This window comes from Bacillus sp. AFS018417 (assembly GCF_002560985.1).
GTDB classification, from domain to species: domain Bacteria; phylum Bacillota; class Bacilli; order Bacillales; family Bacillaceae_G; genus Bacillus_A; species Bacillus_A rhizoplanae.
Window position 1 is genome coordinate 137,257 of sequence record NZ_NTTM01000003.1, and the last position, 11,265, is coordinate 148,521.

Annotated in this window: 14 protein-coding genes; 3 read left to right on the forward strand and 11 right to left on the reverse strand. The window is 34.8% G+C overall.

What is annotated here, in order from left to right; genetic code table 11:
- Positions 1–51: 51 nt before the first annotated feature.
- On the reverse strand, positions 52–1,746 hold the full coding sequence (locus tag CN326_RS02120; RefSeq protein ID WP_303745190.1) for a glycoside hydrolase family 13 protein: 1,695 nt from the start codon (positions 1,744–1,746) through the stop codon (positions 52–54).
- Between the two features lie 260 nt (positions 1,747–2,006).
- On the opposite strand from CN326_RS02120, the gene CN326_RS02125 reads away from it, so the two are divergent.
- Positions 2,007–3,107, forward strand: coding sequence for an ABC transporter ATP-binding protein (locus CN326_RS02125; protein WP_098305765.1), 1,101 nt, complete (start codon positions 2,007–2,009; stop codon positions 3,105–3,107).
- A 46-nt stretch (positions 3,108–3,153) separates the two neighbouring features.
- Here CN326_RS02125 and CN326_RS02130 read toward each other — a convergent pair whose 3' ends face one another.
- The 3 genes from CN326_RS02130 to CN326_RS02140 all read right to left on the reverse strand — a co-directional run bounded on the left by CN326_RS02130 (position 3,154) and on the right by CN326_RS02140 (position 4,682).
- Positions 3,154–3,630, reverse strand: coding sequence for an SDR family NAD(P)-dependent oxidoreductase (locus tag CN326_RS02130; protein ID WP_141524952.1), 477 nt, complete (start codon positions 3,628–3,630; stop codon positions 3,154–3,156).
- Between the two features lie 99 nt (positions 3,631–3,729).
- Positions 3,730–3,828: a flagellar motor protein gene (locus tag CN326_RS02135; protein ID WP_098305769.1), complete on the reverse strand. Its 99-nt coding sequence runs from the start codon at positions 3,826–3,828 to the stop codon at positions 3,730–3,732.
- Between the two features lie 398 nt (positions 3,829–4,226).
- On the reverse strand, positions 4,227–4,682 hold the full coding sequence (locus CN326_RS02140) for an RDD family protein (protein WP_098305771.1): 456 nt from the start codon (positions 4,680–4,682) through the stop codon (positions 4,227–4,229).
- A 146-nt stretch (positions 4,683–4,828) separates the two neighbouring features.
- On the opposite strand from CN326_RS02140, the gene CN326_RS02145 reads away from it, so the two are divergent.
- A complete protein-coding gene (locus CN326_RS02145) occupies positions 4,829–5,263 on the forward strand; it encodes a DUF3997 domain-containing protein (protein WP_098305773.1) in 435 nt (144 codons plus the stop codon).
- 20 nt (positions 5,264–5,283) lie between these two features.
- Here CN326_RS02145 and CN326_RS02150 read toward each other — a convergent pair whose 3' ends face one another.
- The 7 genes from CN326_RS02150 to CN326_RS02180 form a co-directional block, all read right to left on the reverse strand.
- Positions 5,284–5,595: a hypothetical protein gene (locus CN326_RS02150; protein ID WP_141524953.1), complete on the reverse strand. Its 312-nt coding sequence runs from the start codon at positions 5,593–5,595 to the stop codon at positions 5,284–5,286.
- Between the two features lie 146 nt (positions 5,596–5,741).
- On the reverse strand, positions 5,742–6,251 hold the full coding sequence (locus CN326_RS02155) for a GNAT family N-acetyltransferase (RefSeq protein WP_098305777.1): 510 nt from the start codon (positions 6,249–6,251) through the stop codon (positions 5,742–5,744).
- A 5-nt stretch (positions 6,252–6,256) separates the two neighbouring features.
- Positions 6,257–6,454 carry a hypothetical protein gene (locus tag CN326_RS02160; RefSeq protein WP_098305779.1) on the reverse strand — a complete coding sequence of 66 codons (198 nt, stop codon included), beginning with the start codon at positions 6,452–6,454 and terminating at the stop codon, positions 6,257–6,259.
- 95 nt (positions 6,455–6,549) lie between these two features.
- The gene (locus tag CN326_RS02165; RefSeq protein ID WP_098305781.1) at positions 6,550–7,293 is read right to left on the reverse strand and encodes a hypothetical protein; all 744 of its coding nucleotides are present in this window, start codon (positions 7,291–7,293) and stop codon (positions 6,550–6,552) included.
- 552 nt (positions 7,294–7,845) lie between these two features.
- Complete coding sequence (locus CN326_RS02170; RefSeq protein ID WP_098305783.1) at positions 7,846–9,021, reverse strand: acetyl-CoA C-acetyltransferase; 1,176 nt, start codon at positions 9,019–9,021, stop codon at positions 7,846–7,848.
- A 146-nt stretch (positions 9,022–9,167) separates the two neighbouring features.
- Complete coding sequence (locus CN326_RS02175; RefSeq protein WP_098305785.1) at positions 9,168–9,617, reverse strand: NUDIX hydrolase; 450 nt, start codon at positions 9,615–9,617, stop codon at positions 9,168–9,170.
- Between the two features lie 269 nt (positions 9,618–9,886).
- Positions 9,887–10,180, reverse strand: coding sequence for a DUF3928 family protein (locus CN326_RS02180; protein ID WP_098305787.1), 294 nt, complete (start codon positions 10,178–10,180; stop codon positions 9,887–9,889).
- 546 nt (positions 10,181–10,726) lie between these two features.
- Here CN326_RS02180 and CN326_RS02185 point away from each other — a divergent pair.
- Positions 10,727–11,265 (forward strand): hypothetical protein (locus tag CN326_RS02185; RefSeq protein ID WP_218007835.1); only part of this gene is annotated, 539 nt, incomplete at its 3' end.

The following is an 11,265-nucleotide window of genomic DNA, read 5'->3' on the forward strand; positions in this document are numbered from 1 at the left end:
AAACAAGAGAGACCTGTCTCCAAGCCTCTCTAATATCTACTTACATATTTCTCATTTCAATTTATACGCCCGCGTTTCATAAGGCTGTAAAATAATATTTTCAATTGATTCATCCTGCACATCATAATTGTGTATCAATAAATCTACATTACTGTACGCTATCTCCTCCGGTAATTCAAATACACATGAATCCTCAGTAAAGTTTGCAATGACAAGTAATTTCTCATCTTTCCATGTTCTTACGTAAGCAAAAATAGATGGATGGTCTTCTAGAATTAAATCATATGTACCATACACAATTATTTCGTGCTTTTTACGAAGTTCAATCAATTTCTTATAATAATGAAAAATAGAATTTGAATCATGTAATGCCTGCTTCGCATTAATTTCTTTATAATTAGGATTTACTTGGACCCACGGCTTACCTGATGTAAATCCAGCATGTTCACTGTCTTCCCATTGCATCGGTGTCCGAGCATTATCGCGTCCTTTAGCATAAATAGATTGCATCACCATTTCGTGATTTTCACCACATTCACTTACTTTTTCATGGTACATATTCAACGTTTCAATATCACGGTATTCATCAATTGAAGCAAATTGGACATTTGTCATTCCAATCTCTTCTCCTTGATAAATGTAAGGAGTTCCTTTCATCATATGAAGTACCGTCGCTAACATTTTCGCTGACGGAATACGATACGTTTTATCATTACCAAAGCGAGAAACAACACGCGGTTGATCATGATTATTCCAATACAAACTATTCCATCCTGTATGTTCTAATGCTTTTTGCCACTTTGTTAAGTTCTCCTTTAATGCAACAAGCGAACATGGCTTTACATCCCATTTACCATTCTCTCCAGAATCTAAATCCATATGTTCAAACTGAAATACCATCTGTAATTCCTGACGATCTTCAGCTGTATAAAGCTTCGCCTCTTCCGTTGTTACACCAGGCATTTCACCAACTGTCATAATATCATATTGAGATAACACTTCTTGATTCATTTCATGTAAATACGTATGAATATTAGGTCCATTCATAAAATATTGATGACCCGATACATACCCCTCTGCTTCTGTATTCACAGCTGGTAATCCCTCTACTTTTGAAATAAAGTTAATGACATCCATTCGAAAGCCGTCAATTCCTTTGTCCAGCCAAAATTTCATCATCTCATAAATCTCTTTGCGCACATGTTCATTATCCCAATTTAAATCTGGTTGCTTTTTTGAAAATAAATGTAAGTAATATTCATCTGTTGTTTCATCATACTCCCAAGCAGATCCACTAAAAGCAGCTCCCCAGTTATTTGGCTCTTTTCCACTTTTTCCTTCACGCCAAATATAGTAATCTCGATATGGATTATCCTTTGACTTCCGGGATTCAACAAACCAATTATGTTCATCTGAAGTATGATTGACAACTAAGTCCATCATTAATTTCATATTACGTTTATGCATTTCATCCAACAATTCATCCCAATCATTCATCGTCCCAAACTCATCCATAACCTTACGATAATTACTAATATCATAACCGTTATCATCGTTTGGAGATTCATAAACTGGTGATAACCAAATTACATCTATCCCTAGTTCTTGTAAATAATCAAGCTTTGAAATAATTCCGCGAAGATCACCAACTCCATCACCATTACTATCCATAAAGCTACGCGGATAAATTTGATATACAACACTTTCTTTCCACCATTGTTTCTCCATCATGCTACCCCATTTCATAATTTAATCGCAAAACAGGCGCAAACGTTTTCATTAGTGAATGATAACAGATTTTGAATAAAATGAAAACAATGCTTACATTTTTTGTATGGCCTAAAAAATATAGTTAGAGCTCTTTTAATATTAAAAACACACTATTTTTGTGTATATTTTCTTAAATTTATGAAAACGTTTTAATTTTTTATTTCTTTTTTTTACGCATTCATTTATAATAAAATTAAAGAAAACGTTTGCATACTTTTTGGCTAGGAGGAAAAGTCATGGCAGAACTAAAATTAGAAAACATTTATAAAATATATGATAACAATGTAACTGCAGTCACCGACTTCAATTTACACATACAAGATAAAGAATTTATTGTATTTGTCGGTCCATCTGGATGCGGAAAATCAACGACATTACGAATGGTTGCTGGTTTAGAGGATATTTCCAAAGGGGAATTCTCAATTGATGGCAAGGTAATGAATGATGTTCCTCCAAAAGATCGCGACATTGCAATGGTCTTTCAAAACTATGCTCTCTACCCACATATGAGTGTTTACGATAATATGGCATTTGGCTTAAAACTTCGCAAAATACCAAAAGACGAAATTGATCGTAGAGTGAAAGACGCAGCCCGTATTTTAGGACTCGAAGAATATTTAAATCGAAAACCAAAAGCATTATCTGGTGGACAACGACAACGTGTCGCTTTAGGACGTGCCATTGTTCGTGATGCAAAAGTCTTCTTAATGGACGAGCCGTTATCAAACCTGGATGCAAAATTACGTGTATCGATGCGCTCTGAGATTTCTAAGCTTCATCAAAAACTTGGAACAACAACCATTTATGTAACACATGACCAAACAGAAGCTATGACGATGGCATCGCGCCTTGTCGTTATGAAAGATGGAAAAATACAACAAATCGGAACGCCAAAAGAAGTATATGAAACACCAGAAAATGTTTTCGTTGGCGGATTTATTGGCTCTCCTGCGATGAACTTTTTCCATGGCCAATTAACAGAGAATCATTTTGTAATAAACAATAAAGTAAAAATTAAAGTACCAGAAGGAAAAATGAAACTACTGGATGAACATGGTTACATTAACCAAGAAATTATTTTAGGCATTCGCCCAGAAGATATTCATGATGAACTTTTATTTTTAGAAGCTTCCGAAGGTACAACATTTACAACGCGAATCGATGTTGCTGAACTATTAGGTGCAGAATCTATTTTATATATGAAACTTGGAAATCAAGATTTTGCAGCTCGTGTTGACGCAAGACATACTTTTACACATGGTGATCAGATTAACCTTGCTTTTGATATGAACAAAGCGCACTTCTTTGACGTAAAAACAGAAAAACGTATTCGCTAAATAAAAAAAACCGTCCACAGATAAATTGGGGACGGTTTTCAACTTATTATACTAAAGATTCTACTGTATGAAGTGACTGTTCCTTTGTACTGATAACACCAAAAATAGGAAGATCAGTCAATCTCACTTCTTCTTGCTGTTTCATAAAAGATGACCTCAGCTGTTTTATTTCTATCCAGACGTCATTTATACAAAGTGCATTGGAATCGTTCTCTTTTTCATGAGAAAAAATCGGATCTATTTTATATAATCCGGCATTATTAAACAACATATCGATTCTGTTATAGGCTTCAACTGCAACTTCTAAAACATGTTGCCAATCACTTCGCTTACTCATATCATGAGTAACAAAAAGTGCCTCGCCACCTAAATCTACAATTTCCTCCACTGTTGCTTGTCCATTTTCCTCATCAATATCTGTCACAATTACCTTTGCACCTTGCCCTGCCAACAAAAGAGCTGTGTTACGACCAATGCCGATGCCTCCGCCTGTTACAACGGCAACCTTTCCTGCTAGCTTCATCGTCATTTCCCCTTCTGGTTAGTCTCAACGTCATACAGTATACTCCTTTTTTTGAAGCATCCGCAAGCAGGAAAAGATAGATACATATAATGTAATCGCTCACTTTCGAATTTTCTCTTTTTTCTTACTATTATACTGATCAAAAACTAGACCAACAAAAATAAGAATTCCCCAAAATAATAAACTTTCTCCTGTCATTTCGCTCCCTCCCAATGTGAAGAAACATGAACTCTTTATTATAAATAATAACATTTTCCTAATTTTCAGTCTATTAATCATAAAAAAGCGCGCCTTTCCAGGACGCGCCATCAATATGGAGGGTACTATATAGGAGATGCCTGTCCTATATAAATTCTATTATACCAAATTAAATATATCGAATTTTGTAAAAATTTAGACTGGATAAAAATATTTTTATAATTCAAGTTGATTTTTATTCAGTCATTTCCTATTTAATCAAATTCCATAGTATCCTCCATTGTGCTGACAAAATCTTTAATGTTAGTATGACTAGTTCTTTCATATTTCCCCTGTACCAAATTATACAAACAAATTTTTTTCAAATTTTAAAAAGGGAAGCAACTGCTTCCCTTTCTCTAAACAACACCCATAACTTTAGTTTTCACTATAAGATCATGAAAACCTCTATTATCACTTCTAACCAACATCATGTATATATTACATATCATTGGAATACCAAGAAACAAAATATTCGGTACTAACAATACAATAAACCTCATTGTTAAAATTCCTAGCGTTAACTTTTCACGTGTAAGCGATACAAGTTTTGTACGTGTAACTTTTTTCCCTAGTGTATATCCATTCCAAATAAATGGTAGAACAATAAAATAAAGCGCCATTAATAAAAATGCAAGCCCAAAGTCATAACGGATGTCTCCTGAACTTACATTAAAACGATTCAAAATCGCTTTATAGTTTCCGGTTGTAATTGCAACAATGGCACCATACAAAACAGAAATGAAAAACATATCGATCATTGCAGCCCCTAGACGGTTCATAACAATCACTGGTTGATGTATTTTCAGCTTCATGCTGTGTCGACTCCTTTTTTCTATCCTTTATTAACCGTTTCATCGTATCATGTCTAAAAACAGTTGTAAACAACTCATAAATTGGTGTTTTATTTTCTTTTCCTGTAAAATATGTATCAATCACATTTCAGAAGGAGGAGCTCATATTGAAACGATTCATCATCGTTTGCTCTCTCGTATTTTTAACTAGTTGTGCAACAAATTTTAATCCATCTCATTACAACATTGGGGATGAATATGAGCTCATTAATGTTTCCGGTAATGCACTAGAACTTTTCCCTAAAACAGACGCCTTGTACGCCTCTCAATATATTCCACCAGAAATTGTAGAAATTGCCTGGAACGACAATTATATTTTAGCAAAACAAACAGAGCAAACAGATGACCCTAATAACCCCGATGCTTCTATTACTAATCAAGCGACAGAAAATTATTGGATTATCGATTTGAAAAATAACCGCCGGTTTGGTCCCTATACAAAAAAACAATTTGAAGAACAAAAACAAGAATTTCGTCTCCCTGAACAACTCCAATTACAAAGTGTAAAAACTTACCTTACAAAAGAAAAACAACAATCTTAAAAAAGGTCAAATGAGATATTTCATCTGACCTTTTTCTCTTTATTTTCTTTATAAAACAACATTCTATAAACAATGGTTCCAAACATAATACAAAATAATAACAGTAATGCGTGTTGAATCGATACAATGTGCAGTTGTAAAATGCTTTGAACTCTGTCATTATAACGATAATAGCCCCATCCGTATAAAAAGACGAATACGATTATAAGTATATAAATCTTATGTTTATAGAAATAATGTGCAATACCCATTCCAAATCCAAATAATGCTCCTACATATACCAGTTCATATAGAAGATGAGGAAGTGATAGTTGCTCGATTCGTTGTAACATACATAATAATCCTATTTGAAAGCAAGCGGCTATAATAACCCCGACCAAAACCGTGAATATTCTCACGGATTGTCTCTCCTTTCACTCTATTCACTTCATTATATTCACGAAGTAATAAAACGAGCAGGCCGTTGCCGGGAATTGTATTATATGAAAAGAGTTTGTATATCTTTCCAACCGTATGCAAGTTCTTTTATGTATAATTCTTCAATATCTTTCTCATCTACAAAAGAAGCTTGTAACGCTTCATAAAAATATTTAGACGGATTGTTCGCTACTACCCAAACAAGCATAGAACGATATCCATTCTTATATAAATCTGCTGCCACCGCTTTTATCAATCTTTTTCCAAGTTTGTTACGCTGATATGCCCGTAAAATATATATCGCATATAACTCTCCGTCATACTCATATTTACCAGTTCGCTCTTTCCCACCATCTGCAAAACCAATTATTTTCCCATCAATTGTTTTGGCAACATAAACATGCGACTGCTGCTTCTGTAATACTTGTTTCCACAATGCTTCTCGTTTCTCATACGATTTTTTATCTAACACATCTTTTGGCATAATGCCTTCATATGTTTCTCTCCAACTATCAACATGAACGCGTGCAAGTTCTTTTGCATCATGTAGATTTGCTTTGACAATATACATTACGTTTACTTCTCTCTCCTTTGATTATACTCTATATGTTCTTGTTTCATCGTTATAACAGCTCCGCAATTTTTACATACTGCCACTTCTGCTGTCATTTCTGCAAACGGAACAATATAACTTCCAATATTGCTTTCTATATAAGGTGACATAGTACCTGTTTCTATTTCTTTATTACCACATACGTAGCATCCCTTCTGCATTTTCATTTCCCTCCTAAACGCTATATGTATATAAATTCTCTACAAAACGACATATTTCCTGTCCTACTAACAATTAAGAAAAAACCATTTCACTGTTATAGTGAAATGGCAAATGTTTGTGGTTCTGCTACTTTCTCATGTGTATCGCCTGTTGCAAGTACATCTGTTGTAAAAGAAATCCTTTTTATTTTTTCATTATTATCACTTAGTAAAAGACCAATTAACCCTTCCCTTATTTCACCAGAACTATAATCCTCTCTCGTTATATTTTTTGTACCAACAAATGTGTCTTCTGCATATAAGAAGTTTTGCGCTGGCACATGAAATTGTTGCGTTTCATTTACAGTTACATCATTCATAGAAAAGAACTGCATCTCTTTGTCTCCTGTATTTTCAACCTTATATGTAATTTCAACATATTTAGCAGTATCACCAATATCTTGTCCACTTAATGATGCATACCATTCTGCCTCTTTTTGGTCCAGTGTCTCACCTAAACGACGTTGTACTTCTTCTGGACTTAATTTTGTATACATTTCCAACGTCTCTTTTGTTTCATCTTCCATATTCGATAGTGTAATAACTCTCACATTTTCTACATAGATTTTCATCGTTCCAACTGTAAATGTTTCATTTACATGTTTGATTTGTTCTAATTTTAGAGTGCCCCAATTTTTTTCTTTAATCTCTTGTCCCACTTTTGTTAATTGTATGCCGCCGTATTCATTCGTTTCTGGAATGGTCTGTTTCTTCGGCTGCTTCACTTTTTCATGCTGAGCACAACCACTTAAAACAATAACAAAACTACATAAAATACAAAATACGTTCCATATTTTCATTGTCTTACTCCAATCATTACATGCTATGAAACAACCATTAAATATAACTATACTAATTATTTTCTCTCTAAATATAAAGTGAAACTTCCTTCATTGAGGGTTAGTTGAACCAATCGGGCTTTTACGGGCAGTTATCCCCCACCTATCTTCTTTGTTTTTTTCTGAATCTTGAGGTGAAGGTATTACTGTCCGTTAATGCGGGATAAATAAATGAGATAACTCTTCATTATTACACTTCAACTGAGAACAATGCAATACAGGACTAAAAAGATTCTGTATTTAATGTCCTTAATTTTTTATTAATAAGTTGTCTAATCCTTGTCTTTTCTGCTATTTTGAAAATATAATCTACTTTGAATATAACTACACATTCCCCAACTTTAATGGTGTACCTAGATGCAACTATGTATTGCTTATATTAAGAAAAATACAAGAAGTTACTTTAGAAGAAACAGAGTATTATCAAACGGTGAAACTCTTTTTGAAGATCGAGGGAGACTATTTCATACAGAAACAAAACCAGCTAATGAACACATTAGCTGGTTTTGTTTCTTATAGTGCTTCTATAAATAACGCTGCTCCCATACCGCCGCCGACACAAAGAGAAGCAATTCCCTTTTCAAGTCCTTGTCTTCTTAATTCATGAATCAAGCTTACTGTAATACGTGCACCTGTACATCCAATTGGATGTCCAAGACTGATTCCACTACCATTTACATTCACTTTTTCACGATTTAAGCCCAATTCTTTTTCTACTGCTAAATATTGCGCAGCAAATGCTTCATTAATTTCAAATAAATCCGCATCGTTTACTGACCAATTTACATTTTCCAATCCTTTTCGAATTGCTGGTGCTGGACCGATTCCCATAATTTTAGGATCTACCCCTGCCATAGAGTATCCTACGATTCTCGCTAACGGTTGCAGCCCTTTTTCTTTCGCTTTTTCTTCACTCATTAGTACTAACGCTGCGCTTCCGTCATTAATACCCGATGCGTTTCCTGCGGTTACTGTTCCACCCTTACGAAAAGCTGCTTTTAAACCCGAAAGTTTTTCTAACGTAATATCTGCACGAGGATGTTCATCTTTGGAAACAACAATCTCTTTTCTACGTTCCTTTATCGTAATCGGCACAATTTGCTCGTCAAAATAGCCCGCTTCGATTGCATGAATGGCACGTTGATGACTTAATACTGCTACTTCATCCTGTTCTTCACGTGAAATTTCATATTGCTCAGCAAGATTTTCCGCAGTTTCACCCATCATAATATGATTCGTTGGATCTTCTAGCACTTCCCACACCATATCACGAATTTCTCCGTGTTGTAGTCGTTGTCCCCAGCGGTTCTCTTTTAATACATATGGACTAGAGCTCATTGTTTCTACTCCACCTGCAACAACAACATCACTTACACCTAATTGAATTTGCATTGCTGCTGAAATTAATGCCTGCATACCCGAAGCACATTGACGCTGAATTGTGTAACCTGTGACTGTATCAGGAAATCCCGCCATAAGCGCTGCTGTTCTTGCTGTATTTGCCTCATCTGTTCGTTGAATACAGTGACCTAAAATCACTTCATCTACTTCGTGCGGCAAAACACCGCCTTTTTTCACAGCTTCCTGTAATACAGGAACCATTAGTTCAGTCGGTTTTACATTTTTGAAAGCTCCTCCAAATGTTCCAATTGGTGAACGAACTGCAGCTGTAATGACTACATTGCGCATCTTGTACTTTCTCCTCTCCTATGTACCCTAGTGAATTTTTGGATGGAATAACATAAGATGTATATCTATATCTATTATATTATGAGGTAACTAAAAAATCAAAATATTTAATATAATAAAAATAGAAAGAAGGTTCATTCTTCTTCCTACTCTGTTAATGCTAATAAAAATTTTTGAAGGATTTTTTCTGTTGTTGTATTTAATTTCGGTAACTTATCAATTGGAAAATATCGAATGTCTACCCCTTCTTCATCACATTCTATTTCACCATATACGTGATGTGCTTGAAAGGCATTGATTACATTATAAATTTCGTCTCCATGCGGATAACGATAATATAAATCCTGTCCAGAGAGCACACCAAGAAATTGTAAGAAATCTGCTTTTAAACCTGTTTCTTCTCTTAATTCTCTCTCTGCTGTTTCTTCAATTGTTTCTCCTAGCTCCATTGCTCCCCCTGGCAATCCCCAATCATATGTATCAGAACGAAGTTGTAATAATACTTCATTCTTTTCATTTAAAACAATAATTGCTGAGCCTACTATAATAAGTGGTTTTGTTCCAACTAATTCCCTCAGTTCCTGTATATACCCCATTATATAACTCCCCTTTCTTTTCCTCTCCTATCATAGCAAAATTCCTTCTTTATTTGTTTGATACATATAAAAATATTTTCATAAAGCGAAACTTCCATCAGTGGGAGTTTTCCCCATCCCCCACTGATGGTTAGTTGAGCCAATCGGGCTTTTACGGGCAGTTATTCCCCCATCTATCTTCTTTGCTTCTCTCTGAATCTTGAGGCCCGTTAATGCGAGATAAACAAAAAAAGAAGCTAATTCACATTAGCCCCTTTCTTCCTTATTATCTAGCCTACACGGCTCTCATATTTTACTTCTTCAAATGCTCTTTCAATTTCTTCATCTCGGTAATGTACGTATGTAAAACGTCCTAATTCTACTAAACGCGCGATTTCACGCAACGCTTTTGCTTGTTCATACTCTTGTTTTATGGAGACATGAACATAAAACTTCATAAGAGGACGCTCATACAAAGGTTCACCTACTTCCACATATACACTTTCTATCCCTTGTACAACTTGAGCATAACTCGCAAACTGATAAACAGCTTCACGATCTGAAACAATTTTAAATGTATACATGTTTTTTCCCCCTTTTCTTTTTACTATAACAAAAAGTGGATATATAAACGTGTCGAAGTGTGACTATTTTCTGACTTCTTTCAATCAATTTTTTATTTTCCCGGCCAACACACAGCTGCTAATAAAATGAAACTTCCATCAGTGTTTTTTCATCCCCCATTGATGGTTATAACCAATCGGGCACATGCCAGCAGTTATCCCCCACCTATCCTATCTTCTTCATTGCTCTCCGAATTTTAAGGTGGGGGATCTTATAAACAAGTCGTTCCAAAGAAAGTACTCATAATCACAACATTTTCGATTATCTTACTACATATAATTCCACTGTTAAAAAATCTAACAACAAGAACACTAAATATATATAATTTAATATTACTGTTTATCATAAATCATCCTATTGTAAATATAATAATTTCTTATCAACTTATGTTGTGACATGATAAAAAACTACGCTAAATGATAGTTAATTTGTCCATACATATTCTTTATTTTCACATAAAGTATTGATATAGACATTTTCTATAGTTCATAAAGGAGAGGGTATTGTTGTGTTTTTATTATTATGAGCGCCGTCGAAAAAAACCCCAATATACAGAAAAACAATCTGCATCTGGATCTGGGTCTAAATCTGGATCTGAATCTGGATCTGAATCTGAATCTGGATCTGATCCACAAGAAGAAACTACAAAAAAACATACACACAATCACAATGTTGCTCAGATTTCAGACAGTGGAAATTCCCGCGTAAATTTAAATGTAGACTCTGATTTAGATTCTGAAACAGCTTCTTCGAATCGGCAGTCTACTGATGTAGAACAGGGGCAGGAGCAATCACAAGAGCAGGGACAAGGGCAAGCACAGGGACAAGGACCAGGGCAAGGGCAAGCACAGGGACAAGGACAGTTGAATACAGATGTTACAAACCAATTATTAGCGGCTTTGCTCCCATTTTTAACAAATGCATTAAATAATTCCGCTCAATCCTCACAAAATTACGCAAATCAAAATTATCCAAATCAGAATTACCCAAATCAGAATTACCCAAATCAAAATTACTCAAATCAGAATTACCCAAATCAAAATTA

Bases quoted from the DNA above. Each gene is read 5' to 3' on its own strand.
- CN326_RS02130 (WP_141524952.1), bottom strand. From the start codon at position 3,630: ATGAAGCTAGCAGGAAAGGTTGCCGTTGTAACAGGCGGAGGCATCGGC.
- CN326_RS02165 (WP_098305781.1), bottom strand. From the start codon at position 7,293: ATGAAAATATGGAACGTATTTTGTATTTTATGTAGTTTTGTTATTGTT.
- CN326_RS02150 (WP_141524953.1), bottom strand. From the start codon at position 5,595: ATGTTACAACGAATCGAGCAACTATCACTTCCTCATCTTCTATATGAA.
- CN326_RS02125 (WP_098305765.1), top strand. From the start codon at position 2,007: ATGGCAGAACTAAAATTAGAAAACATTTATAAAATATATGATAACAAT.
- CN326_RS02175 (WP_098305785.1), bottom strand. From the start codon at position 9,617: ATGGGGTATATACAGGAACTGAGGGAATTAGTTGGAACAAAACCACTT.
- CN326_RS02120 (WP_303745190.1), bottom strand. From the start codon at position 1,746: ATGAAATGGGGTAGCATGATGGAGAAACAATGGTGGAAAGAAAGTGTT.
- CN326_RS02170 (WP_098305783.1), bottom strand. From the start codon at position 9,021: ATGCGCAATGTAGTCATTACAGCTGCAGTTCGTTCACCAATTGGAACA.
- CN326_RS02160 (WP_098305779.1), bottom strand. From the start codon at position 6,454: ATGCAGAAGGGATGCTACGTATGTGGTAATAAAGAAATAGAAACAGGT.
- CN326_RS02140 (WP_098305771.1), bottom strand. From the start codon at position 4,682: ATGAAGCTGAAAATACATCAACCAGTGATTGTTATGAACCGTCTAGGG.
- CN326_RS02135 (WP_098305769.1), bottom strand. From the start codon at position 3,828: ATGACAGGAGAAAGTTTATTATTTTGGGGAATTCTTATTTTTGTTGGT.
- CN326_RS02155 (WP_098305777.1), bottom strand. From the start codon at position 6,251: ATGTATATTGTCAAAGCAAATCTACATGATGCAAAAGAACTTGCACGC.
- CN326_RS02180 (WP_098305787.1), bottom strand. From the start codon at position 10,180: ATGTATACATTTAAAATTGTTTCAGATCGTGAAGCTGTTTATCAGTTT.